The organism is Pseudomonas sp. H26/SER47-MNA-CIBAN-0231, assembly GCF_040310465.1.
Taxonomy (GTDB): domain Bacteria; phylum Pseudomonadota; class Gammaproteobacteria; order Pseudomonadales; family Pseudomonadaceae; genus Aquipseudomonas; species Aquipseudomonas atacamensis.
On record NZ_JBEOPW010000001.1, the window covers coordinates 617390 to 641024 of the forward strand.

Below are 23635 nucleotides of genomic sequence, written 5' to 3' on the forward strand. Positions count from 1 at the left end.
TCCCTTAACCGCGTGGGGTCGTAGCGGCCAGCTTCGCAGCCGAACCCGATGCGCCCTTGGCAGGGGCAACTTTGGGCAGGTTGCTGGCTTCCAGCGCTTGACGTTGTTGAGCGAGGGCGGCGAGGGTCTGCTCGCTGGCCATCGGAATCACCTCAGGGGTGACCGGTGAGCCAGGACGAACCCGTTGCAGACCCTTGACGATGATGGTGTCGTCCTTGTTCAGACCGTTGCGGACGATGCGCAGGCCTTCGATTTTCGGACCGAGTTCAACGGCGCGGTAGGCGGTCTTGTTGTCGCCATCCATCACCAGCACGAACTTCTTGCCCAGGTCAGTGCCCACGGCTTCGTCATTGATCAGCATCGCGTTGTAGGTGCCGCTACCGACCAGTTTCAGCCGCGCGTACAAGCCCGGGGTGTAGGTGCCGTCAGCGTTGTCGAAGACGGCGCGACCACGGATGGTGCCGGTTTTCGGATTGACCTGGTTGTCGACGAAGTTCATCTGGCCCAGGTGCGGGTTGCCGTCTTCGTTGGACAGGCCCATGTACACCGGCGTGGTTGCGCCGCGCTGGCCGTTGCGGGCCAGTTGGGTGTATTTGAGGAACACGCGTTCGTCGGCGTCGAAGTAGGCGTAGACCTTGTCGGTGGAGACGACGCTGGTCAGCGCGGTGGTGTCGGCGGTCACCAGGTTGCCGGCAGTGATTTCGGCGCGGCTGACGCGGCCGCTGATCGGTGCGGTCACGCGGGTGAAGCTTAGATTCAGTTTGGCCAGGTCCAGTTGTGCCTGCAGGGCACCAACTGCGGCGCGGGCCTCTTGGGCGGCGCTGGTGCGCGAGTCGGCCAGTTCAGCGGAAATGGCGTTGCTGGCACGCAGACGTTCACCGCGAGCGGCTTCGTTTTCGCTGCGAGTGGCGGTGGCGCGAGCTTGAGCAACCAGAGCTTCGAGGCGGCGTACCTCGGCCTGGAACGGACGCGGGTCGATCTGGAACAGCAGGTCGCCTTTTTTGACCAGCGCGCCTTCGGTGAACGCGACCTGATCGATCTGGCCCGAAACCCGTGGGCGGATTTCAACGGTTTCCGGCGCTTCGAGGCGCCCGGTAAATTCGTCCCACTCGTTGACCGGTTGTTCCAGCACCTTGGCCACGCTGACTTTGGCAGCGGGCGGGGCGCCGGCAGTCTCCGGAGTTTTGCCGCAGGCGCTCATCACCAGTACGGCCAGCATGGCCAACGGGAAGCGCAAATGTTTGAGTGATTGTTCCATGGATGCAATCCGCCGAAGTATTGAAGATGGGCGGATGATGCTCGGCGCGGGTGTGATGGCACGAATCGAATGAAGCAAAGGTAACTATCATTCGGAATGATATAAGCGCCGAGGCAGCCCTCTAGCATGCACCTTTCGTTAGGGGGCTAACAATGTGTTTTCTCGCAAATCTGTCTTGCGTGACGAGCAATGATCGAGCAAGGCCTTTGTGAGAAGGGAGCCATATATAAAGAAACGGCCATGAAGGCCGTTTCGATCCGCGATGGCGGCTATTGATCAGTTGAAGCCTTTGCGGTTGGCACCGAAGCGATTGGGACCAGGCTGGCTGTCTTGCGCCAGAAACACGATGTTGACGATGGGCAGCAGAATCCACCAGCCGCTGCGGTCAGTGTCGTGCATGCGTCGTACACCAACGGCGAGGCTTGGCAACAGCATTGCCAGGTTGTACAGGCTCTGCAAGGCGCCACCGGTCTTGAGCATGGCGTCAAAAACGCTCATGACAATAGCGATGCCCATGTTGATCAGAAAAAACATCCAGTATTCACGGCGCGTGGCGCGTCCGGTAAACACGGCATATTTCTTCAGTGCCTCCACGTATGGGTTGCCGCTCGCCATGACGGGGCCACTGGCAATGGAATGCAGTGGCGCTTGAGGTGCGCCGCATTGGGGGCATGCCAATGCCAGAGTACTTATTTCCTTGGCGCAACCACGGCAGAAAACCAGGCTCATGTTTTTTTCCCTAAAAAATGGTCAGTCGAAAGACGGGACAGATACATCCCGGTGTTTTCGTTGGTGCAGATGTCGTCGCCAACGAGAGCAGAGACTGAATGCCCGACTCTCCATTGGCGGGGCGGCGGTAATCTAATCGTTACCATAAGGTTTGTCATCGGCTCTCGGCTTACGATTTGTGGGTCTGCGGCTAAACCCAAACCCGATCGTCACCAAATGCACTTGGGGCCAGAGGCATGCGAACGCATTTCGCTCTAACATGAGCTGATATTCATGCCGTCAGCTTCTGCCATCCCCGGGACTCTCATATATGCGCAACCTGCCCCCGACCGCGACCCTGCGGGCTTTCGAAGTGGCCACCCGGCACCCGACGTTCACGGCTGCCGCTCAAGAACTGCACGTAACCCAAAGCGCCGTCAGTCATCAGCTCCGGCACCTTGAAGAACTTTGGGGCTTGCAATTGTTCGAGCGCGGCAAGGCGTTACGCCTTACAACAGCGGGGGCGACGCTGGCGCCGATCGTGCGCGAGTTTTTCATGAGCCTAGAAGCAACGCTGGAGGATCTGCGCGAGCAAAAGGACAGGGTTCGCCTGACCGTCAGCACCACTTATTCGTTTGCCTTGAAGTGGCTGCTGCCACGCTTGCCGAATCTGTCGCGCCTGCACCCGGAGCTGTTGGTGTCGCTGGATACCACGGACACGATCATCCATTTCGCCAGCGGCGAAGCCGACGTCGCAATCCGCTTGGGCAAGGGCAACTACCCCGGTCTGTATTCAGAGTTCCTGTTTGGTGAGCAGGTGTTTCCCGTGGCCAGTCCCGAGATGCTGCAGCGTGTCGGCATGCCGGGCGCTCCCTCCGATTTGCTGCAGTTGCCGTTGCTGATTCGCGACGGCGCCGAGTTGGCGCCGAAATGGGAGGTGTGGTTTGAGTCCGTCGGGCTGGCATTTTCGCCGCTGCGCGAAAGCGTAAGGTTTGGCGACACCAACATGACTGTCGAAGCTGCATTGCTCGGCCAGGGTGTGGCGCTGGTGCGCAGCGGGCATGTCGAAAATGAAATCGGCGACGGCCGCTTGCTGAGGCTGTTCGATGTGCCGTTCACTTCGCCGCTTGCTTATTATTTCGTCTGTCCCAAAGGCATCGAAGCCCAGCCGCATATCCTCAAATTTCGCGAGTGGTTGCTCAGTGAGGCGTTGAAAGTGCAGGGCGCGCAGCACTGAGTCATGAGGTATTGCTCATGACTGGATGAAGAGACTTCTCTGTAATGTGGGCTGCAGCGATGACTAAAATGCCGCATGCCAATCCATCTCGTACTCCTCGTTCTGTTCGCCGCGCTCCTGCACGCAAGCTGGAACGCGCTGCTGCGCGGCGGTGCCGATCGGCTCTGGTCGATGACGATGATGTGCGTGGCCATCGCCATCGTCTGCGCCATCGCCGCCTTTTTCATGGCCCCGCCTGCACCTGAGAGCTGGGGTTACGCGCTGCTCTCGGCACTGCTGCATGTCGGCTACAACCTGTTCCTGGTGCGCAGCTATCGGGTCGGCGATCTAGGGCAGATCTATCCGATTTCCCGCGGCTCGTCACCGGCGCTGATCACCCTCGGCGCCGCGCTGTTTGCCGGCGAAACCATTACTCCCGCTGAGCTGCTCGGCATCGGTCTGGTATCCGGCGGAATCATTTCCCTGGCCTTTCGCGGGCGCAGCCTGTCGGTGCCGAGCCTGCCGTATGCGCTGGGCACCGGTTGTTTCATCGCCGCCTACAGCGTGGTCGATGGCATTGGCGCCAGACTGTCGGGGGCGCCGCTGGCTTACACGGTTTGGATGAGCGCCCTGTGGGGCGTGCTGATGCCGCTGGTGTATATCGGCCTGCGCGATGCTCGCAGTCTGTTTTCCGTGCGGCCCGGCATGCTCGCCGCTGTGGTCGGCGGACTGGTCTCGTTGCTGGCCTACGCAATCGTTATCTACGCCATGAACGAAGCGCCACTGGGTGCGGTGTCGGCCTTGCGCGAAACCAGCGTGTTGTTTGCCGCATTGCTCGGCTATTTGTTCCTCGGTGAAAAGCTCACCGTCCGCAGGATGCTGGCGTGCGTGGTCATCGCCAGCGGCGCCATCATTATCGGCTGACACAGCCCAACTGCTCAGGAGAACGTCGCATGGATAACGTTTCGCAGGCCCCGCTGATTCTGATCACCGGCGGCAGTCGCGGAGTCGGCGCCGCCACCGCCCGACTCGCTGCCGCGCAAGGCTACGACGTCGCCATCAGCTACGTCGCCAACGAGTCCGCCGCTCTTGAGGTGGTGGCGGATATCGAAGAATTGGGACGCAAAGGCCTCGCGGTGCGTGCTGACAGTGCTGACCCCGAGCAGGTTGCTGCGCTGTTCTCGGCTATCGATCGTTCATTCGGGCGTATCGACGTGCTGGTCAATAACGCTGGCATTCTGGCAAAACAGTCACGCATGGAGGACCTGAGCTTCGAACGCATGCAGCGCATCTTCGCGGTCAATGCTCTGGGGCCGATACTGTGCGCGCAGCAGGCGGTGAAGCGAATGGCTTACCGGCACGGCGGCACAGGCGGCGCGGTGATCAACGTTTCTTCTGCCTCGGCGCGCTTGGGCAGCCCGAATGAATACGTCGACTACGCAGCGTCGAAAGGCGCACTGGAAACCTTCACGATCGGCTTTGCCAAGGAAGTCGCGCGGGAAGGGATCAGGGTCAACTGCATTCGCCCGGGGCACATCTATACCGACATGCACGCCAGCGGCGGCGAACCGGGGCGGGTGGATCGCGTGAAGGAGTCGATCCCGATGGGGCGGGGCGGTCAGCCGGAAGAGGTGGCGCGGGCCATCTTGTGGCTGGCCAGCGCGGAGGCCTCGTTTGTCACGGGTACTTTTCTGGATGTGACTGGCGGCAAGTGATTCGGGTCGGGAAAGAGGCTAAAGGGCTTTCAGGGTCGAGATTCAGAGGGGGCGCCTGATCTTCCTGTTCTTGGCCAGTCAGGTCATGGGGTCAGGTGGTTGATCAGCCGCAGGCAAGTGCAAATGCGCTTCCATGGCGTCATGAAGGAGTCTGACGACCTCGATCACGTCGTCATTTGCCACGCGATAGAACACGATATGGCGCGGGCTCTTGACCGTTCCATGAGTGGGTTTCGCCTGCTGGCGCGAATAGATGAGGTGATAGCTGCGGAGGCCTGGTGCAAGCTCATCGCGGTCATGGCTGCCAATGCGATAAGGCTTGTCGGCCAGCGCTTGGAGCGCTGCAAGGATCAGCGCTTGGTAGCGCTGGCGGGCCTGGTCGCCGAACTGGGTATGCGAGAGTCTGAGTATGTCGACAATGTCGGCGCGCGCGGGGTTGGAAATCCGATATCGCGGCATCCTCAGTGTTTCTCGCGCGCGGGGAGGGAAGCCTCTTGGCTCAAGCCTTCAAGGTAATGTTCCAGATCCCCTTCGTTCACCTGAGTAAAACGCCCACGCTCAAGATCCATGATGCCGATCGAGGTCGCCTGACGCAGTGCCTCGATTTTTGCGGTATCTTCGGCGACGCGCTGCTCCAACAGCCGCAAGCCTTCGCGCATTACCTCACTGGCATTCTGATACCGGCCTGACTGGACAAGGTCATGAATAACCTGTTCCTGGTGAGGAGTGAGCACTACGTTTCGGGTCGCCATAATTATCTCCAGTGCTGGCCAAACCGGTACTTACGAACATTGGCATATTATGCCAATTTGCCCGCCCGGATATTGAATCGGGATCTGATTCCGACGGGGTGCGTTCTACGGCACTTCCGATAAAGCACCCTAGCCGACGATACCTAAAGACTATCCGGATCCCCGAAAAACATCTGAATCCGCGACCTCAACCACCGCTCTCCCGGGTCGTTATCCTGCGACCCACGCCAGGCCATGTGCAATTCAAATGTCCGCGTCGGCAGTGGCGGATCCTCAGCACGCAGACCGCCAGCTGCCGTCAGTGCCTCAGCCGTGTAATCCGGCACGGTCGCGACGATATCGGTGCCCGCCAGCAGCGTGCCGAGTCCGTTGAACTGTGGCACCGCCAGCACCACGTGCCGTTTGCGTCCGAGTTTTTCCAGTTCTTCATCGACAAAACCACTGAGGTCGCCAGCGAACGACACCAGTGCGTGCGGTCGGGCGCAATAGTCGTCGAGGCTCAACGGCCCCGGCACGGTGTCGGCGCGCAGCAGCTTCGGTGCGCTGCGGCGCAGGACCTTGCGCTTGGCGTTGGCGGGCAGGTCGGTGGTGTAGCTGACGCCGATGGAAATCTCGCCGGAGGCCAGCAGGCCCGGCATCAAGATGTAGTTGACCCGACGCACGACGAGGACGATGCCCGGTGCTTCGGCGCGCAGGCGCTTGAGCAGCATGGGCAGCAGGGCGAATTCGACGTCGTCGGATAATCCAATGCGGAACACCGACGTGCTGGTCGCCGGATCGAAATCGGCGGCGCGACTGACGGCAGTCGAGATCGAATCAAGGGCGGGCGAGAGCAGGGCGAAGATTTCCACCGCGCGGGCGGACGGTTCCATGCTGCGGCCGGTGCGGACAAACAAGGGATCGTCAAACAGGCTGCGCAGGCGCGACAAGGCCGCACTGATAGCCGGTTGGCCGAGGAACAATTTTTCCGCGGCCCGAGTCACACTGCGTTCGTGCATCAATGTTTCGAACACGATCAGCAGGTTCAGGTCGACACGACGCAGGTCATTACGATTCATCTGGAGTCCTGGCAGAGTCATCAAACTTGACGAGGGCGACCATATGAGAACAATGGCCGGCATGAATCTTACGGGGAAAGGCTGGTACTCTGCACCGGAAAATTCAGCTTTACTGCGACGGTGGCAGGCCTTTTTTCATGGATTTTGCCAATGCCGCCCTTGATGCGGAATCAATGACAGGCATGTCGACTATTAATAGCCACTGATGGTCTTGGGTCCAAAGCCCAGATAGAGTTCATGGCATTAGAGGTTACTTTGACGAGGTTTGCGATGTCCCGCACGATCCGTTTTCACAAGTTTGGTCCGGCCGAGGTGCTCAAATGCGAAGAGCATGCGGCTGCTCAGCCAGGTCCTGGCGAAGTGCAGGTGCGTGTCGAGGCAATCGGCATCAGTTGGTACGACACCCTGTGGCGCCAGAATCTGGCGTCATCCCAGGCACGTCTGCCTTCGGGCCTCGGTCATGAAATGGCTGGCGTGGTCACTGCGGTGGGCGCTGATGTCGACGACCTGTCCGTCGGCGACAAAGTGGCCAGCTTTCCAGCGGAAAGCCCGAACGACTATCCGGTTTACGGCGAGTCGATCGTTCTGCCGCGCACCGCGCTGACCCGTTATCCCGATGTGCTCAGCCCGATCGAAGCGAGTGTGCATTACACGCCGCTGCTGATCGCCTACTTCGCTTATGCCGATCTGGCGCGGGTCAAACCTGGTCAATTTGCGCTGGTGACTGACGCCAGCCACTGCGCCGGGCCGTCGTTTGTGCAATTGGGCAAAGCGCTGGGTGTGCGAGTGATCGCCGCGACCAAATCGGCGGAGGAGCGTGAGTACCTGCTGTCCCTCGGTGCGGAGAAGGTCATCGTCACCGAAGAGGAAGATCTGTTGATGCGCATCAACAAGATCACCGACAACCGCGGCGTCGATGTGGTGTTCGATGGTCTTGGCGGCCCGCAAATGTCGTTGCTTGGCGATGTGCTGGCGCCACGCGGCAGTCTGGTGCTGTACGGCTTGCAAGGTGGTAACCAGACCCCGTTCCCGGCGTGTGCGGCGTTTCAGAAGAACATCCAGTTCTTCGTGCATTGCATCGGCAACTTCACCGGCAAGCCGGAGCTGGGCATTGTCCAGGACCACGTCGCTCTGCAGCGTGCTCTGCGTGACATCAACCAGTTGACCGCTGACCGCGTGCTCCTGCCGCTCAAGACGCGTGTATTCGCGTTCAACGAGTTCGTCGAAGCGCATCGCTACATGGACGAATGCCCATGCCGCGAGCGAGTGGCCCTGCAAGTGGAAACCGCGTAAATCCGCTCATCAGAGTCCGTGGCCGTCACGGACTCTTTTCTGTTTAGATCCTCCGCTGTCAGTAAACCCTTCCCGATATCGAAGCATCGACCCTTCAGCAACTGAACTGGTTTTTGCCTTCGATCTGTATCTTCTAATCACACTATAAGCACTGATAATTGAATGATTACTTTCATCTCAAGGAATGAGCTATGGCTGTGCATTCAATTTGTCCAAGGCAATATCAAATGGCTGGCTCGGCTGGCTTCGCCAATTTCTGTTTAATTGCTGTAGGGCGTTTCGGAAGTTGCTTCTCCTTTTCTTGTAATGATTTGTCGTGGGACGTTGTGGGAAGTTTCCTCAGATCATTTGCGAATGGCGAAAGCCCAATGAATACGGGTGGTTTAGCGTGACGCTTGGCATCTGGATGGCTTTATTCAGGTGAAGTGTTTCAAATAACTACAACTTTGTAAGTGTTAGCATTTCAGCGTCTATTACTTATTGATCCAATTGCCGTGCGCCCATTGTCATGTTTGCGCGGCATGAAACTTTTGATACCGGGTAAATACCGATGAGCACGATCCATGATCAGGCAATGAACTATGTCTATCAGCAAGTATTGCAGCGTCTGCTGAGTTTCTTTTCCCGAGCCGAGCGCACGGCATTGCAGTTGTTGATACAGCGCCTGGTGGTGGCGGCAGGCGGCATGGAAAACATTGGGCAATTCAAGGTGCTGGTGCCTCAGTCCGGCCTGCGTGACGGCTGCTACACCCTGGCCTTGCTCCGGGCCGCACAGCTGACCATCGCCGGACGTGCTCCGGCGACCTTCCAGTTGCGCGTGGCTTCCCTGCGCTGGAGTGGCGACAGCCCGCTCGCCCTGCAAAACCTGCATCGCAGCTACAGCGCACTGTTTCTTTATGACGATCCGCGGGTCGAGGTGCTGATGGTCGATAATCGCGAAGTGCTGCCGTTCGACCATCGCACGCCTGTGAGCAGCGAAGGGCGTGAGGCCAGCCGCGTCAATCTGCTGCTGGTCGGGCACTGTCGCACCTGGCTGGAAACGCCTGAATTATGGGATGACGCCTATCTGGCGACGGCCGAGTACTACAGCCAGATCGCCCGCTGGAACAATGGTGTCGACGCCATGATCAGCACTGAAACTAAAGGCAGTCAGCTGCATTTCCTCGAAGGCCTGAACCGTGCAATGCAGCGAGTGGCAATACCGGCTCCAGGCTTGGTCAATGCCGGATTCGAAACGCTTTTTCCGCTGCTCGACGAGCTCGGTGATGACTTTTACCGGGAACTGCGTGCTGATGATGACCGGACCGTATGGCGGCCGGAAGGTGAATTCGAAGCCTGCCGGCGCACCAGTTTTATCGACATCAACGACATGATGGTCGGCAAAATCGAGGATCGCTGGCCGCTGCTGGGCGAATTTCTCGGTTATGAACCTGACGACCTGGCGCTGTACCAGGGCGAAGCGGTATTCGCTGACCCTCTGATCTCGGCGCACGTGCGAGGATTGTACGCACGCTTCATCGAGGGGCGCGCCTATGAGGCGGGCATCGACGATTACGTCCGGCACACGCTGGCCGACATGCGGCGAAAGCAGGTTGCCGAAACCGTCTGCGAGCACTTGCTGGCCAGCTACGACAACGCCGGCGGGCCAGAACAACTGCGGATGCTTGCCGAGGATTACCTCACCAATGGTTTCGGATTGAGCGAAACGCAGCTGGTGTGCCTGCTGTTTGCGCCGTTCATCGACAACGGCAAAGGTCTCGAACGCTTCCTGCGCAACTGTCATCCCGGCATGCTGGTCGCCATGCCTGACCTGCACCGCGCCATGCAAGGCTTGCACGCGCCGGAGCAGGTTTTGAAGTGGATAACGGAAGTGAGCGGGTTGCCGGTCAGATTGGTGATCCGCCTCTATGCAACAGGCCCTGTGCAGATTCATGCGCCCAGGCAATTAGCCTCGGAGAACGCGTCTGAGGATCAGGCGGGTTCGGCCTCGTCATTCGAGCGGTCGACGGAACGCTGACGGTGAGCCGGAGCCTGGGTTGTGAACCGATATCTACGGAAATGAGGGTGTGAAAAGCGCGCGGGACAACGACTTTGTTTATCAGGCAGTTTATCGATATCTGACCACGCTGATTGATGACGCCGGAGGTGGTGCGGCGGTACGCATGCCTTCCTTGCGACAACTGGCGGATCGACTGAATGTCTCCATTTCAACGGTGCAGTACGCCTATTCGCTTCTGGAGAAGGAAGGTCGAGTCTATTCGATAGCCAAGTCAGGGTATTACGCGCAAGCGCTGTTCAGCATGGAAGCGCCCGGCAACGGCAATGATCTGCTGGAGACCGTGTACGTCAACGCCAGACGTCCCGGAATGTGTGTGTTGAGCGCCGACGAACCGGCCTCGCTGCAACCGCTGGACAGTCCGTTATTGACGTTGGAACGTGAGCTTCTGCGCCAATATCCACGTCAGCTACAGACATTCGTGCAACCTTGCGGAGAGCTGGAATTGCGGGTTGCCCTGGCAGCGCGGTACACGAGTTCGACAGAGCATTTCTGGCATGCCGATGACATCTACATCGGTGCTGATCTGCGCGGGGTCCTGGAAATTCTGATTTCGGTGCTTGAATTGCGTCAGGCCAGCGTGATTGTCGAATCACCGTGCGACTGGGTGATATTGCGCCTGCTCGAGTCGTGCGGGGTGCGCGTGATCGAATGGCCATTGCTGGCCGAAGGCGTGCTTGACCTGTCGGTACTGCAATCGCTGCTGGAGAACGAGCCAGTACGTCTGGTTCTTTTGTCTTCAGTGTTGAGCATGCCCCACGGCAAGGGTTTCACCCATGAGCGTCAGCAGGCCGCCGCGCAGTTGCTCAATCAACATGGCGTCTGGGTGCTGGAAAACGACTGCTACAGCGAGCTTGACGAGCGCAATGATTCACAGCGTTTGCGCAGTTGGCTTGATCCTGAGCGTCTGCTGGTGTTTTCCACTTTCGAGAAATTCATCGGCGCTGAAGCGCCATTCGGCTTTGTCCTGTCGCGTCACTGGCGTGAGGCGCTGCAACGCCATTTTCTGCTGCGCGCATTTCGCTTGTCGCCGATCCGCCAAAAGGCGATTGCCCGGTTGTTGAATGGCGGGCGGCTTGATCAGCACTTATCTGTGCTGCGGCGAATGCTGGGTGAGCGGCGAGCCGTGTTGATCCAGGTTCTGCACGAACGTTTGGGCGATACGCTGCAGATCGTCGAGCCGCAGGGCGGGGCGACGGTGTGGGTGCGTTCGTTACGGCCGGTCGACATGGCGAATGTATTCCGTCGCCTGCTCAAGCAACAGATCATCGTGGCCCCCGGCGAGCTGTTCAGCCTGCAAGGTCTGCATGCGGATCATCTGCGGATAAGCGCGTTGCACCACGGCGAGCGGGATCTGCCGAGTGTCATCGGCTTGCTCGGCGATGCCTTGCGCTTGTCACCCGGTCAATAACGTTAAAAAACATCGGGCGAGTTTCGGATACATCCCGTCGCACAGTGGTCAAACTGCCAGTAAACTGCGCTGCATTTCCTGAACCACTCCGATTTCAGAGGTTTTTGCATGACACTCAGTCCTTTTGCGGGCAAACCGGCACCGGCAGAACTGTTGGTCGACATCCCGCGACTGGTTACGGCCTATTACACCGGCCAGCCTGATGCATCGATTTCTACCCAGCGAGTGGCGTTCGGCACCTCCGGCCACCGCGGCAGTTCGTTCGATTTGAGTTTCAACGAATGGCATGTTCTGGCCATCAGCCAAGCGATCTGCCTGTATCGCGAAGCCCAGGGCATCACCGGCCCGCTGTTCGTCGGCATCGACACCCATGCATTGTCGACCCCGGCCGGCGCCAGCGCGCTGGAAGTCCTCGCCGCCAACGGCGTCACCGTGATGATCGCCGAAGGCGATGAGTACACGCCGACCCCGGCAGTTTCTCACGCCATTCTCTGCTACAACCGCGGTCGCACCTCCGGCCTGGCGGACGGTATCGTCATCACGCCGTCGCACAACCCGCCACAGAGCGGTGGCTACAAATACAACCCAACCAACGGTGGCCCGGCCGATACCCACATCACCAAGTGGATCGAAGCCAAGGCCAACGAGCTGCTGGTGAACAAACTGGCCGGGGTCAAACGCATCAGCTACGAGCAAGCGCTCAAGGCCAGCACGACCCATCGTCACGATTACTTGAACACCTATGTCGCCGACCTGATCAACGTCATCGACTTTGACGCCATCCGCGATGCCAAGCTGCGTCTGGGTGTCGATCCGTTGGGCGGAGCAGGGGTGCGCTACTGGTCGGCCATCGCCGAACACTACCGTCTCGACCTGGAAGTGGTGAATAAACAGGTCGATTCAACCTTCCGTTTCATGACCGTCGACTGGGACGGTCAGATCCGCATGGACCCGTCGTCCAGCCACGCAATGCAGGGCCTGATCGGCCTGAAAGAACGTTTCGACGTGGCATTCGCCTGCGATCCGGACCACGACCGCCACGGTATCGTCACGCCGTCTGGTGGTTTGCTCGCGCCGAACAATTATCTGGCGGTATCCATCGACTACCTGTTCCAGAACCGTCCGCAATGGCGCGCTGATGCCGCTGTCGGCAAAACCGTGGTGAGCAGCGGTTTGATCGACCGCGTGGCCAAGCGCCTGGGCCGTCGCCTGTACGAAGTGCCGGTCGGTTTCAAATGGTTCGCCGATGGCCTGTTCGATGGCTCGCTGGGTTTTGGCGGTGAAGAGAGTGCTGGCGCGTCGTTCTTGCGCAAGGACGGCGGCGTATGGAGCACCGACAAGGATGGCCTGATTCCAGCCTTGCTCGCCGCCGAAATAACGGCGCGCACCGGGCGCGATCCAAGCCAGGCCTACCGCGCGCTGACCGACGAACTGGGCGAGCCGTTCTCGGTACGTGTCGACGCCAAGGCCAACCCTGAGCAGAAGGCACTGCTGAGCAAGCTGGCGCCGGAACAGGTCACCTCGACCGAGCTGGCAGGCGAGAAGATCCAGAGCATCCTCAGCCATGCACCGGGCAACGATCAGGCCATCGGCGGTCTGAAAGTCATGACCGAAAACGGCTGGTTCGCCGCGCGTCCGTCGGGCACTGAGGACATCTACAAGATCTACGCCGAAAGCTTCCTCGGCGATGACCACCTCAAGCAACTGGTGGCCGAAGCGCAAACGTTGGTGGATGGCGCTATTTCCACTAAGTGATGCGCACATGAAAAAGGGCAACCGTAATGGTTGCCCTTTTTTATTGCCTGCAGATCAAGCCAGGTCGACCAGTACGATCTCGCTGTCTTCGATCGCCGTGACCGTCAGCAATTGCTCATGGGCCACCGCAACGCCATCGCGCGCTTGGGCACGCAAGCCATTGACCTCGATCACGCCAGTGGCCGGAACCAGATAGGCGCGACGCCCTTCGTCGAGCCGGTATTCGGCTGTTTCACCAGCCTTGATGTTCGCCGCCACCAGACGCGCATTGGCACGAATGTGCAGGCTCTCATCGTCGCCGTCCTTGCCGCTCGCTAGCGTCACAAAACCCTCGCGCTCGCCTTTGGGAAACGGCTTGGCGCCCCACGACGGCGGCGAACCGGTTTCAGTCGGCAGAATCCAGATCTGGAAGATCTTGGTTTCCTTGTCCTCCAGGTTGTACTCGCTGTGAGCGATGCCGGTGCCGGCGCTCATCACTTGTACGTCGCCGGCTTCGGTGCGGCCCTTGTTGCCCAGATTGTCCTGATGCGTGATGGCACCTTCTCGGACGTAAGTGATGATTTCCATGTCGCGGTGCGGATGCTGCGGGAAACCGGTACCTGCGGCAATGATGTCGTCGTTCCACACGCGCAAGTTGCCCCAGCTCATCCGCTGCGGATCGTAGTATTCGGCAAAGGAAAAGTGGTGATGCGCGTCCAGCCAGCCATGATGGGCGCCGCCCAGCGAGCTGAAGGGTCTGAGTTCAAGCATGATCGTCTCCTAATAAGGGTCGTCAGGGGGCGGGCCCCGTGGGTGATGACGACGATCATCTATCAGGCAATCATCGATAAAAAGCGCAAAAACTGCCGCATCATGATCAGTTTGTTTGATGGGAATGCGCCTCGAAATCGTCTCATCCGACTTTCAATTCGTCGCCTAAACCGATGACCTGTAAGCATTTCGCTAGAACTGGACGGCAAATCCAGACACCATAGCCGCCACAGCCTCACACCCTGGAGTCCGTCAGCGTGGCGCAACACACCCCCGATCTTCCCCCTGAACTTCGTCCACTGGCCGAGATGCCCTGGTTCAAACGCCTGGCCGCGCGATTCTTTGGTCACGGGTTGACCAAGCTGCGCGCCCAGCACCGGGCGTCGTGGCTGCACGGGCAAGCCGACGGATTTCGCAGTGGCCACACCGCTGGCGTCGAATACGGTTTCAAGGAGGGCAAGCTTGAGGGTTTGGAGGAAGGCCGCCAGGTGCTGCTGATTCGCGACAGCCGCAACACCGAGCATCGGCCGCCCAGCGTCGATAACAACCTGTTCGATGACTGGCGCCTGCCGCTGACGGCGGAACTGAAGAAGCGCATCAAGGCTGACGTCGCCCGTTTGCTTCCGGCCCACGCCCAGCCCAGCGCTGCGCAGTGGAAGATGATCTTCAGCGATACGCCGTCCACCTCGGTGGTGGCCGGTGCCGGCGCCGGCAAATCGACCACGCTGGTGCTGCGCATTCTGTTGCTCAGCCATTATCTGGGTTTTGAGCTGGATTCGATGACCGTGGTGACCTTCACCCGCGAATCGCGCAAGGACTTCATCAACAAACTGATCGAAATCTTCACGCTGTGGGGGCAGCCGCTGAACCTCAAGCAGGCCCGCGAGCTGGTCAGAACCTTCCACTCACGCATCCTGCCGATGGTGCGCAGCCTGCCGGGTTTCGAGCGTTTGCAGGCCTTCGAGAACCTCAGCGATCGCCCGCAAAGCGGCGCGGAGGAGGTCGACAGCAATCCGTTTGACCTGCGCATCAATGACGCGCAGCGCCAGCAACTTAATGCTTGTTATCACCGCCTGTTCAACGACGATGAGCGTTTCCGCCAGTTGATCCAGCCGCTGTCCCGTGCCGGATTACAGTTGAAGGAACTGGAGCGCGATCATCCTGATGTGCAGAAACGCATGGCGGTCACCGAACTGGCGGCCAAGCGCGATGAAGAGCTCTGCGATGTGATTGAAGATTTATGGTTTCGTGCAGGGGCGTGGCCCATTAAAGGCATCGAGCCGAATCGGCAGGCCTTCGAAATCAATGGCTCGAAGTTCCACGCTCATGGCTATATTCCCAGCCTAGATGCCTGGGTGGTGCTCGGCTTTGATGCGAGGGAAAACGCCCAGCTGACCCGACCCAACGCCAAGCTGAGTGTCCGTGCAGAGTGGGCGGTCAAGCGCACCCTGTTTCAAGCTTTCTGCCGTAAGCCATTGATATGGCTGGATAGTTACGAGTCATCCAGGCGCGTTCTTGCGACGTTGGCCGGAGATGCCAGCGCCGGTCCCGGCTTTGATTACAAGGTCAAAGGCGAGCTGGCATCCGCGCCATTGCTGGATTGTTTTGTCGCCGCAGCAGGCTTTATCGAAAACCTCGGCCTGGATGTGCCGGACGCGGTCAGTCGGATGAGCTTCGCCAAGGACGATCCCGATCGCTTTTTCTTTGAAGCCCTGAGCCTGTTCTGGCGCGCATTTGAAGATCATCTGCTGGATCAGAAACCGCCAGTGATGACCTACAACCGCATGTTCGCGCTGTTCAGCGAGCACTCGCCGGAAAACCTCAAGCTGCTCAGCGATGAGTTGCTGCGGCCTATGGCGCATTTGATGATCGATGAGTTCCAGGACGTATCGCCGCAGATCGTTTCGTGGATTCGTGCCAGCCTCAATGAAATCCGCAGCCGTGGCCCGGCCATGCACATTGGGCGAGGGGCGCAGCGTTCGTCGCTATTGTGTGTTGGCGATGACTGGCAGTCGATTTACGGTTGGCGCGGCAGTTCACCGAGCTACTTCATGGAGTTCAACAAGGAATTTCCTTCACCGAGCACCACAAGAGTGATGCTCAGTGACAACTATCGCAGCCATCAGCACATCATCGACGCCGCCGAACACATTGTCCGTGCAGCGCCGGCAATCGCAGGCAAGAAGGCCAAGGCCAGTGGTGAGCCCAAGCCGCTTCACCCGGTCAATGTGCTTGAGCGGGATGATGAAGCATTGGGTCAGCGCCTGGCCGAGCATTATCGGCGCGGCGATTCAATCTTGATGCTTTATCGAAAAAGCAGCGATAAGTTGTTGATAGAGGAGCATATTCAGCCTGTACTTAATGTAGATTCGAGCTTGCCCTACGACGCGCGGCGGCTGAAGCAACTGACCTATCACAGCGCCAAAGGCTTGCAGGCTGATGCAGTATTCCTGCTGGGTGATTGCCAGCATCTGACCAGTTCTCCGTACAAGAATCAGGTCTATCGCATGGCGGGATTGGGTAAAACCGGCGACAGCGAGCCGTACGACACTGCGCAAAAGGACGAAATCCTGCGCCTTGCCTACGTCGGTATCACGCGCGCCGTCAGCCATTGCTATTGGTACGTCGAGCCGCAGGAAACCCAAGCGGTAAACATGCCGAGGGCGTCGGATCGAGTCGCCAAGGGTAAGCCCTTCTTCGTCGACCATCGACGCGAAAAGGCCAGCGCCTGACCAATAAAAAGCCCGCATCGCTGCGGGCTTTTTGTTTTAAATCAAGTGGTTATGCGTAGTTCTTGAGAGATTCCGGAGGAGTGAAGGCTTCCAGCTCATCCTCGATGGCTTCGATCATGCGCTCGACATCCGCCGCGTTCATCACCGTTGCGCAGGGAATGCCAGCGATGGCGATCATGGTTTCGCCGCTGGCCCGATCGAAAAGACGGGCGATCATGCTGCCCGGCGCATCCATCGTCGCCTCGAAACCCATGGGATGAAAATGCCAGCGCATCAGCTGGCAAGCGTTTGGAAAGGTGACTTTGCTGAACCCTTTATTCATGGTGTTGCCCGCCTGCTTCATCGAGCGCTTCCTTTTGCTCATGTTAGGTGGGAAGAGCCTTCATTGGCTCAACCAGTACTTGAGCTTTAAAAGTAGCATCCGTGTGTGAAAAAACTGTGAGTTTTTTCAGTCCGTTTAGCGATTGATTCGCATTTTTTGATGTAAGTCACTGGCTCATCGATTATCGCCAAAACGCCACCATGGATTTTTCATTGAAGCAGCAGAGGAAGTTGGGCAAGCTCGGTTCTTTTTCGCCGAGCCGCTTATGCACGCCGATGACGACGGCCCAGAACAGACCCAGGCCACGGCCGCCACGGTCATGCGCTATCACCTGAGCTGGAAACACCGGGATCTGGACAGCGTCATGGCGCTTTATCACGCCGAGATCCAGTACAACGATTTCTTTCAGAACCGGGTGCTCGGTCTGGATGAGTTACGCGAATACGTGCGCGTGAGCATGCCGCGAGAATCCGACGAACTGCTCGAACATTGCGACCGAATCCGGGTGGATGGCAACACCGCATTCATTCAATACGAGGTGACCTTGCGCGGCGGCGACGGCCTGGTGTCGTTTCGTTCCAGCGAAGCGATCACGGTCAAGGACGGCTTGATCTGGCGCGTCAACGAGTATGCCTCGCTGGTGCGTACTCAAGCCGACGGTAGCTCCGCGCCAAGCCGTCCGGCGGTCAGCAGGCTAGGTCTGTCACCGCGGCAACTGAGCTTCATGGCCGAAGACCTGCAGCAGTATTTCGAAAAGCAGCAGCCCTATCTGGACCCTGAGCTTGACCTGCAACGCGTGGCGAAGGAGTGCGGGTACAGCCGCAATCAGATTTCCTATCTGCTCAATCAGGTGCTCGGGCAAAGCTTTTATCGCTACGTCAATCAGGCGCGCCTGCAGCATTTGCTGCGTGCGCTGGACAGCGCTACGCCGCCGTTGCGTGTCGACGAGCTGGCGTTTGCCGCCGGCTTCAATTCGTTGTCAGCGTTCTACAAATGCTTTCGCGAACACACCGGCCAGTCGCCCAAGGCCTACGCCAAACAAATTTCTCTGCGGGCACGCGCGCAAGACATCCACTGAAGGCAGCCACTAGGATCGACGCCATCGAAAGTTTTCAGTGGCGGAGTCTGGCATGTCGGCGTGGCGCACGATCAGTTTGTGGATGGATCAGCTCGATGAGCCGCTATTGGCGCGGCCCGCGTTGGAGCGGGACCTGGATGTCGACGTGGCGATCATCGGCGCCGGTTACACCGGACTGTGGACGGCGTACTACCTGAAAAAACAGGCGCCCGGCCTGGATATTGCCATCGTCGAGGCGCAAACCGCCGGGTTCGGTGCGTCCGGACGCAATGGCGGCTGGCTGATGGGTAACTTGCTGGGCGAGGATCGCTTGCTCGCAGGCTTATCGCCGCAGCAACGGCGGGCGTCGTTTGATCTGCTGCACAGCATTCCTGATGAAGTAGAGATCGTCGTTGAACGCGAAGGCATCGACTGCGATTACCGCAAGGGCGGGGTGCTTTATTGTGCTGCGCGCTACCCAGAGCAGGAAACCGTTCTGCGCGATTACTTGAACAAGCTGCATGCCCAAGGCCTTACCGATAACGACTACCGCTGGCTCAGTCCCGAGCAGCTGGCCCAGCAGATCCGCGTGGCCAAGCCCTACGGCGGCATCTTCGCCCCCCATGTCGCGACCATTCACCCAGCGAAACTGGTCCGTGGTCTGGCGCGTACCGTGCAGAACATGGGCGTGAAAATCTACGAAAACAGCCCGGTCACCCACTGGCAACCCGGCAGTCTGCGTACCGCCAAGGCCAGCGTGCGCAGCCGTTGGATCGTCCCGGCGGTGGAAGGTTATTCGGTGACCTTGCCGCCACTTGGCCGTTATCAGTTGCCGGTGCAAAGCCTGATTGTCGCCACGGAACCGCTGTCCGCTGCGACCTGGGACGAAATCGGCCTCAATCGTGGTCAGGCCTTCAGTGAATTCAGCCGCCAGGTCACCTACGGCCAGCGCAGTGCCGACAATCGTCTGATCTTCGGCGCCCGTGGCGGGTATCAGTTCGCCGGCAAGCTGCGTCATGACTTCAACCTCACCCGCGATGAAGTCGAGTTGCGCCGCTATCTGTTCGGCGAACTGTTCCCGCAGCTGAAAAATGTGCAGATCACCCACGCCTGGGGCGGCAACCTTGGCATGTCGCGGCATTTCAAGCCGCACATGCTCTGCGACCGCGCCAACGGCATCGCGTTGTCTGGCGGTTATGGCGGCGAGGGCGTCGGTGCCAGCAATCTCGGCGGCCGGACGCTAGCCGATCTGATTCTTGAGCGCGACAGCGAGCTGACCCAACAACCGTGGGTCCTGCCCGACGGTGGCATTCATGCGCTGCGTGCCTGGGAGCCAGAGCCATGCCGCTGGCTCGGCTACAACGCGATCATCAAAAGTTTCGTGCACGAAGACCAGACCCTGGCCAATCCCGCGACCGCGCCCTGGCGGCGCAAGCTCGCCAGCCGGGTTGCCGGGTTCATGGAAGGTTTCATGCACTGAACGTCGTTTCCCTCAATAAACAGGTCACGCCATGAGCATCACCCAATTCAAGAACACCGCCACGCTTGAGCTCGAAGAATCCAACCCGGTCGCCGTCCCCCTCGGCGAACCCGTCGCAATTGCCTCGACCACCAGTGTCGAGCGCGACGACGGTGTCGAAACCGGCGTCTGGGAATGCACCCCGGGCCGCTGGCGGCGGCAGATCCCCGCGCAGGAGTTCTGCCATTTCATTTCCGGGCGCTGCACCTTCACCCCCGACGGTGGCGGCGAAACCCTGCACATACAAGGCGGCGACGCACTGATGTTGCCTGCCAACACGCTCGGGATCTGGGATATCCAGGAAACCGTGCGCAAGAGCTACGTGCTGATTTTCTGATTGTTTGATCCTTTGATTGCCTGCCAACAAAAAAAGCCCATACAGGAATCGCCCCATGATCCAGAAAACCCTCGCATTGGCGCCGCTGTTGCTGGCCGCTTCCGTCAGTCACGCGGCCGAGACGGTCAAGGTCTACAACTGGTCCGACTACATCGCCCCGGACACCACGAAGAATTTCCAGAAAGACACGGGCATCGGCGTCACCTATGACGTCTACGACAGCAACGAAACCCTCGACGGCAAGCTGATGACCGGCAAATCCGGTTACGACGTGGTTTTTCCGTCGAACCACTTCATGGCGCGGCAGATTCAGGGTGGGGCGCTGAAGAAACTCGACAAGAGTCAGTTGCCGAACTGGAAGAATCTCAACCCGGCGCTGCTCAAGGCCTTGCAGACCAACGACGCCAACAACGAGCACGGTTTCCCTTATCTGTGGGGCAGCACCGGCATCGGCTACAACATCGCCAAGGTCAAAGCGGTGCTGGGCGACGACGCGCCGGAGGATTCCTGGGATCTGATCTTCAAGCCCGAATACATGGAAAAACTGCAGAAGTGCGGCGTGGCGATCCTCGACAACGGCCCGGAACTGCTCCCGGCGGCGCTCAACTATCTGGGCCTGCCGCACCACAGCAAGAATCCCGAAGACTACAAAAAAGCCGAAGCCCTGTTGATGAAAGTGCGGCCCTATGTCAGCTACTTCCATTCTTCGAAGTACACCAGTGACCTGGCCAACGGCGACATCTGCGTAGCGGTGGGCTTTTCCGGCGACATACTGCAAGCGGAGAATCGCGCCAAGGAAGCCAAGAACGGCGTCGAGATCGGTTATGCGATTCCCAAGGAAGGCGCGGCGATCTGGTTCGACATGGTCGCCATGCCCGTCGACGCACCGGACGAAAAGGCCGGCTACGCCTTCATGAACTACCTGCTGCGCCCCGATGTCATGGCCGGCATCACCAATTACGTGCATTACGCCAATGGCAACGAACAGGCCGACAAACTGATCGACCCGGCGATCAAGAACGACACCAAGGTTTACCCGAGCGCGGAAATGATGGGCAAGCTGTTTGCGCTGGAGGCGATGCCGCTGAATATCGACCGGATCCGTACGCGGGTGTGGAACAAGATTCGCACCGGAAGCTGAGTTTTTTCAGGCCAACATACAAGACCCCTGTGGGAGCGAGCCTGCTCGCGAAGCGGTTTGTCATTCGACACTTATGTTGACTGGCTTGGCGTCTTCGCGAGCAGGCTCGCTCCCACATTCGTTATTCAATGAATCAGAATTGTTGATATCAAAGCACTGGCACCGCTGACTGAAAGTGTGACTTGCCCAACAAATTCAAACTTAGCGATATTTAATATTTAAATAGAAAATCGTCAGACAATTTCCGCCCTCATCGCAACTAAAAACAATCTTTTCTCCCCGCGCGCTTTGTTTACGGCAGTTTCCTGATACCACCAAATTGGATCGCAAAAAAACTCTTTACGACAGATTTCCAATTATGTCAGGTTCGTTACGCCTTCATTGGGCGAGTGATAGGACGATCTCGCCAAAGATCGTCCTGTCGGACAAAAACTGTTCCATTGCTAAACAAGGAAGTGTGTTTATGTCGAAAGTTAAAACCAATGCTGTTGATTCCGCCGAACAAGCTTTCCAGCTGGCTGCCTTCAGCTCGGCGTACAACCAGATCAACAGCTTCAGCCATCAGTACGACCGCGGCGGCAACCTCACGGTCAATGGCAAACCCTCGTACTCCGTCGACCAGGCGGCTACGCAATTGCTGCGTGACGGCGCTGCCTACCAGGACAAGGACGGCAGCGGCAAGATCGAACTCACCTATACGTTCCTGACGTCGGCCTCGAACAGCACGATGAACAAGCACGGGATCACCGGGTTCAGTCAGTTCAGTGCACAGCAGCAAGCCCAGGCCAAGCTCGCCATGCAGTCCTGGGCCGACGTGGCCAATGTCACCTTCACCGAGAAAGCCTCGGGCGGCGACGGGCACATGACCTTCGGTAACTACAGCGGTGGCCAGGATGGCGCTGCGGCGTTTGCCTATCTGCCGGGGACCGGCGCTGGTTATGACGGCACCTCGTGGTACTTGATCAACAGCGGTTACACGCAGAACAAGAACCCGGATCTGAACAACTACGGTCGTCAGACCCTGACCCACGAAATCGGCCATACCCTTGGCCTTGCGCACCCCGGCGACTACAACGCCGGCAACGGCAACCCGACCTACAACGATGCGACTTATGGCCAGGACACCCGTGGCTATAGCGTCATGAGTTACTGGAGCGAGAGCAACACCAACCAGAACTTCAGCAAGGGCGGCGTCGAAGCCTATTCGTCCGGCCCGCTGATGGACGACATCGCCGCGATCCAGAAGCTCTACGGCGCCAACACCAGCACCCGCACTGGTGATACCACCTACGGCTTCAATTCCAATGCCGGCCGCGATTTCCTCAGCGCGTCGTCGTCGAGCGACAAAGTGGTGTTCTCGGTGTGGGATGCCGGCGGCAAGGACACCTTGGATTTCTCCGGTTTCACCCAGAACCAGAAGATCAACCTCAATAGCGCTTCGTTCTCCGACGTGGGCGGCATGGTCGGCAACGTGTCGATCGCCAAGGGCGCAGTCATCGAGAACGCGATTGGTGGTTCGGGCAGCGATCTGTTGATCGGCAACAGCGTGGCCAACGAGCTGAAGGGTGGTGCCGGCAACGACATCCTGTACGGCGCTGGTGGTGCTGACAAACTGTGGGGCGGCGCCGGTTCGGACACTTTCGTGTTCGCCGCCAGTTCGGACTCCAAGCCGGGGGCGATCGATCAGATTCTCGATTTCGTCAGTGGTCTGGACAAGATCGACCTGACCGGCATCACCAACGGCGCGGGCCTGCACTTCGTCAACAGCTTCACCGGTTCTGCCGGCGATGCCGTGCTGACCTCGTCGGGCGGCAACAGCCTGTTGTCGGTGGATTTCTCCGGGCATGGCGTGGCTGACTTTATCGTCAGCACCGTGGGCCAGGCTGCGACCAGCGACATCGTCGCGTGATGTGAGAGGAAAGCGGCGCCTCGTGCGTCGCTTTCTTCGCTTGCATCGGCCTGATCGCCGAGCAAGGCTACGAGCGGAAGTGAAGTTTCCTATGACTCGATACGTTTTAACTGACACGACGATGGCATGGCTGATGGCAGTCACGCTGATGATGACCGGAGCGACAAGCATGGCAAGCAGCCTCAGACTCGAAGAACCCTCGGCATTCGCCGGGCGCTGGCAGGCCACTTTGACCGGTCACAGCGACACACCCGAAACGCGGTCGCTGCAAGACAAGCCCTCGAACACTTGCCTGGTCGAGCTTGCGCCGAACCAGACCTTGGGCGAGGGCACTCAATGTCTGGCCGCGTGGTTGGGCGAAGCGCCAATCGGCTGGTTTCCAGAGCCCGATGGCATTTCCATCACCGGCAAGGAAGGTTCGAGGATCGCCTTCTTCAGCCGCCAGCGTGATGGCATTTATACAAAGGCCTTGAGCGCCGAACTGCTTATTACGTTAGAGCGCGCAGCGCAGTAGGCAATGGTTGGCGGGTGAAAGAAAGTTGATATAAGCCAGTGGTCGTGCGTTATAAGCGCGGCATCCGGTCAAGTTGTTATGAAATTGTAAGCGCTACTTGCAAGTCATCTTTGGCAGGCAGGCGGAATATCA

The 23635-nt window shown here is 58.9% G+C and carries 21 protein-coding genes; 14 read left to right on the forward strand and 7 right to left on the reverse strand.

Annotation, left to right across the window (positions count from 1 at the left end; translation table 11 throughout):
* Window positions 1-4: 4 nt before the first annotated feature.
* Both mexE and AAEZ10_RS02740 read right to left on the reverse strand, forming a co-directional pair.
* Window positions 5-1258 carry a multidrug efflux RND transporter periplasmic adaptor subunit MexE gene (gene mexE, locus AAEZ10_RS02735; RefSeq protein WP_024013077.1) on the reverse strand — a complete coding sequence of 418 codons (1254 nt, stop codon included), beginning with the start codon at window positions 1256-1258 and terminating at the stop codon, window positions 5-7.
* 276 nt (window positions 1259-1534) lie between these two features.
* The gene (locus tag AAEZ10_RS02740) at window positions 1535-1987 is read right to left on the reverse strand and encodes a DUF805 domain-containing protein (protein WP_071172551.1); all 453 of its coding nucleotides are present in this window, start codon (window positions 1985-1987) and stop codon (window positions 1535-1537) included.
* 310 nt (window positions 1988-2297) lie between these two features.
* Between AAEZ10_RS02740 and gcvA the strand changes: the two genes are divergently transcribed.
* From gcvA to AAEZ10_RS02755, 3 genes are all read left to right on the forward strand, one after another.
* The gene (gene gcvA, locus AAEZ10_RS02745; protein WP_350567490.1) at window positions 2298-3203 is read left to right on the forward strand and encodes a transcriptional regulator GcvA; all 906 of its coding nucleotides are present in this window, start codon (window positions 2298-2300) and stop codon (window positions 3201-3203) included.
* A 75-nt stretch (window positions 3204-3278) separates the two neighbouring features.
* Complete coding sequence (locus tag AAEZ10_RS02750) at window positions 3279-4106, forward strand: EamA family transporter (protein WP_350567493.1); 828 nt, start codon at window positions 3279-3281, stop codon at window positions 4104-4106.
* A gap of 29 nt (window positions 4107-4135) precedes the next feature.
* A complete protein-coding gene (locus AAEZ10_RS02755) occupies window positions 4136-4897 on the forward strand; it encodes a glucose 1-dehydrogenase (RefSeq protein ID WP_350567496.1) in 762 nt (253 codons plus the stop codon).
* A gap of 78 nt (window positions 4898-4975) precedes the next feature.
* Here the strand turns inward: AAEZ10_RS02755 and AAEZ10_RS02760 are convergent, their stop codons facing one another.
* From AAEZ10_RS02760 to AAEZ10_RS02770, 3 genes are all read right to left on the reverse strand, one after another.
* Window positions 4976-5356: a type II toxin-antitoxin system RelE/ParE family toxin gene (locus tag AAEZ10_RS02760; RefSeq protein ID WP_071172547.1), complete on the reverse strand. Its 381-nt coding sequence runs from the start codon at window positions 5354-5356 to the stop codon at window positions 4976-4978.
* A 2-nt stretch (window positions 5357-5358) separates the two neighbouring features.
* Window positions 5359-5649 carry a type II toxin-antitoxin system ParD family antitoxin gene (locus tag AAEZ10_RS02765; protein ID WP_071172546.1) on the reverse strand — a complete coding sequence of 97 codons (291 nt, stop codon included), beginning with the start codon at window positions 5647-5649 and terminating at the stop codon, window positions 5359-5361.
* Window positions 5650-5792: 143 nt separating this feature from the next.
* Window positions 5793-6707 (reverse strand): LysR family transcriptional regulator, encoded by a 915-nt coding sequence (locus tag AAEZ10_RS02770; RefSeq protein ID WP_016774850.1) that lies wholly within the window; start codon window positions 6705-6707, stop codon window positions 5793-5795.
* 270 nt (window positions 6708-6977) lie between these two features.
* Between AAEZ10_RS02770 and AAEZ10_RS02775 the strand changes: the two genes are divergently transcribed.
* The 4 genes from AAEZ10_RS02775 (at window position 6978) to pgm (ending at window position 13222) form a co-directional block, all read left to right on the forward strand.
* Window positions 6978-8000 (forward strand): zinc-dependent alcohol dehydrogenase family protein, encoded by a 1023-nt coding sequence (locus tag AAEZ10_RS02775; protein ID WP_016774849.1) that lies wholly within the window; start codon window positions 6978-6980, stop codon window positions 7998-8000.
* A gap of 550 nt (window positions 8001-8550) precedes the next feature.
* A complete protein-coding gene (locus tag AAEZ10_RS02780) occupies window positions 8551-10017 on the forward strand; it encodes a hypothetical protein (RefSeq protein ID WP_350567501.1) in 1467 nt (488 codons plus the stop codon).
* A 49-nt stretch (window positions 10018-10066) separates the two neighbouring features.
* Window positions 10067-11467, forward strand: coding sequence for an aminotransferase-like domain-containing protein (locus AAEZ10_RS02785; RefSeq protein ID WP_350567504.1), 1401 nt, complete (start codon window positions 10067-10069; stop codon window positions 11465-11467).
* 108 nt (window positions 11468-11575) lie between these two features.
* The gene (gene pgm / locus AAEZ10_RS02790; RefSeq protein ID WP_350567507.1) at window positions 11576-13222 is read left to right on the forward strand and encodes a phosphoglucomutase (alpha-D-glucose-1,6-bisphosphate-dependent); all 1647 of its coding nucleotides are present in this window, start codon (window positions 11576-11578) and stop codon (window positions 13220-13222) included.
* 54 nt (window positions 13223-13276) lie between these two features.
* On the opposite strand, the gene AAEZ10_RS02795 is transcribed toward pgm, so the two are convergent.
* A complete protein-coding gene (locus AAEZ10_RS02795; protein ID WP_323168218.1) occupies window positions 13277-13972 on the reverse strand; it encodes a pirin family protein in 696 nt (231 codons plus the stop codon).
* Between the two features lie 257 nt (window positions 13973-14229).
* Here AAEZ10_RS02795 and AAEZ10_RS02800 point away from each other — a divergent pair, with 257 nt between their 5' ends.
* Entirely contained in the window at window positions 14230-16704 is a 2475-nt protein-coding gene (locus AAEZ10_RS02800; protein WP_350567510.1) for a UvrD-helicase domain-containing protein, read from the forward strand.
* A gap of 49 nt (window positions 16705-16753) precedes the next feature.
* Here AAEZ10_RS02800 and AAEZ10_RS02805 read toward each other — a convergent pair whose 3' ends face one another.
* Complete coding sequence (locus AAEZ10_RS02805; protein WP_038862172.1) at window positions 16754-17026, reverse strand: DUF1652 domain-containing protein; 273 nt, start codon at window positions 17024-17026, stop codon at window positions 16754-16756.
* Between the two features lie 265 nt (window positions 17027-17291).
* Between AAEZ10_RS02805 and AAEZ10_RS02810 the strand changes: the two genes are divergently transcribed.
* From AAEZ10_RS02810 to AAEZ10_RS02835, 6 genes are all read left to right on the forward strand, one after another.
* On the forward strand, window positions 17292-18104 hold the full coding sequence (locus AAEZ10_RS02810; RefSeq protein WP_125916336.1) for a helix-turn-helix domain-containing protein: 813 nt from the start codon (window positions 17292-17294) through the stop codon (window positions 18102-18104).
* Between the two features lie 52 nt (window positions 18105-18156).
* Window positions 18157-19563, forward strand: coding sequence for an NAD(P)/FAD-dependent oxidoreductase (locus AAEZ10_RS02815; protein WP_350567513.1), 1407 nt, complete (start codon window positions 18157-18159; stop codon window positions 19561-19563).
* 31 nt (window positions 19564-19594) lie between these two features.
* The gene (locus AAEZ10_RS02820; RefSeq protein WP_350567515.1) at window positions 19595-19939 is read left to right on the forward strand and encodes a cupin domain-containing protein; all 345 of its coding nucleotides are present in this window, start codon (window positions 19595-19597) and stop codon (window positions 19937-19939) included.
* A gap of 55 nt (window positions 19940-19994) precedes the next feature.
* Window positions 19995-21080, forward strand: coding sequence for a polyamine ABC transporter substrate-binding protein (locus tag AAEZ10_RS02825; protein WP_350567518.1), 1086 nt, complete (start codon window positions 19995-19997; stop codon window positions 21078-21080).
* Window positions 21081-21543: 463 nt separating this feature from the next.
* Window positions 21544-22989 (forward strand): serralysin family metalloprotease, encoded by a 1446-nt coding sequence (locus tag AAEZ10_RS02830; protein WP_350567521.1) that lies wholly within the window; start codon window positions 21544-21546, stop codon window positions 22987-22989.
* A gap of 91 nt (window positions 22990-23080) precedes the next feature.
* Window positions 23081-23503, forward strand: coding sequence for an AprI/Inh family metalloprotease inhibitor (locus AAEZ10_RS02835; RefSeq protein ID WP_153188968.1), 423 nt, complete (start codon window positions 23081-23083; stop codon window positions 23501-23503).
* Window positions 23504-23635 lie beyond the last annotated feature (132 nt).

Excerpts from the sequence above, each read along its gene's own strand:
- mexE (WP_024013077.1), bottom strand. The coding sequence starts at position 1,258 with ATGGAACAATCACTCAAACATTTGCGCTTCCCGTTGGCCATGCTGGCC.
- AAEZ10_RS02740 (WP_071172551.1), bottom strand. The coding sequence starts at position 1,987 with ATGAGCCTGGTTTTCTGCCGTGGTTGCGCCAAGGAAATAAGTACTCTG.
- gcvA (WP_350567490.1), top strand. The coding sequence starts at position 2,298 with ATGCGCAACCTGCCCCCGACCGCGACCCTGCGGGCTTTCGAAGTGGCC.
- AAEZ10_RS02750 (WP_350567493.1), top strand. The coding sequence starts at position 3,279 with ATGCCAATCCATCTCGTACTCCTCGTTCTGTTCGCCGCGCTCCTGCAC.
- AAEZ10_RS02755 (WP_350567496.1), top strand. The coding sequence starts at position 4,136 with ATGGATAACGTTTCGCAGGCCCCGCTGATTCTGATCACCGGCGGCAGT.
- AAEZ10_RS02760 (WP_071172547.1), bottom strand. The coding sequence starts at position 5,356 with ATGCCGCGATATCGGATTTCCAACCCCGCGCGCGCCGACATTGTCGAC.
- AAEZ10_RS02765 (WP_071172546.1), bottom strand. The coding sequence starts at position 5,649 with ATGGCGACCCGAAACGTAGTGCTCACTCCTCACCAGGAACAGGTTATT.
- AAEZ10_RS02770 (WP_016774850.1), bottom strand. The coding sequence starts at position 6,707 with ATGAATCGTAATGACCTGCGTCGTGTCGACCTGAACCTGCTGATCGTG.
- AAEZ10_RS02775 (WP_016774849.1), top strand. The coding sequence starts at position 6,978 with ATGTCCCGCACGATCCGTTTTCACAAGTTTGGTCCGGCCGAGGTGCTC.
- AAEZ10_RS02780 (WP_350567501.1), top strand. The coding sequence starts at position 8,551 with ATGAGCACGATCCATGATCAGGCAATGAACTATGTCTATCAGCAAGTA.
- pgm (WP_350567507.1), top strand. The coding sequence starts at position 11,576 with ATGACACTCAGTCCTTTTGCGGGCAAACCGGCACCGGCAGAACTGTTG.
- AAEZ10_RS02795 (WP_323168218.1), bottom strand. The coding sequence starts at position 13,972 with ATGCTTGAACTCAGACCCTTCAGCTCGCTGGGCGGCGCCCATCATGGC.
- AAEZ10_RS02805 (WP_038862172.1), bottom strand. The coding sequence starts at position 17,026 with ATGAATAAAGGGTTCAGCAAAGTCACCTTTCCAAACGCTTGCCAGCTG.
- AAEZ10_RS02810 (WP_125916336.1), top strand. The coding sequence starts at position 17,292 with ATGCACGCCGATGACGACGGCCCAGAACAGACCCAGGCCACGGCCGCC.
- AAEZ10_RS02815 (WP_350567513.1), top strand. The coding sequence starts at position 18,157 with ATGTCGGCGTGGCGCACGATCAGTTTGTGGATGGATCAGCTCGATGAG.
- AAEZ10_RS02820 (WP_350567515.1), top strand. The coding sequence starts at position 19,595 with ATGAGCATCACCCAATTCAAGAACACCGCCACGCTTGAGCTCGAAGAA.
- AAEZ10_RS02825 (WP_350567518.1), top strand. The coding sequence starts at position 19,995 with ATGATCCAGAAAACCCTCGCATTGGCGCCGCTGTTGCTGGCCGCTTCC.
- AAEZ10_RS02830 (WP_350567521.1), top strand. The coding sequence starts at position 21,544 with ATGTCGAAAGTTAAAACCAATGCTGTTGATTCCGCCGAACAAGCTTTC.
- AAEZ10_RS02835 (WP_153188968.1), top strand. The coding sequence starts at position 23,081 with ATGACTCGATACGTTTTAACTGACACGACGATGGCATGGCTGATGGCA.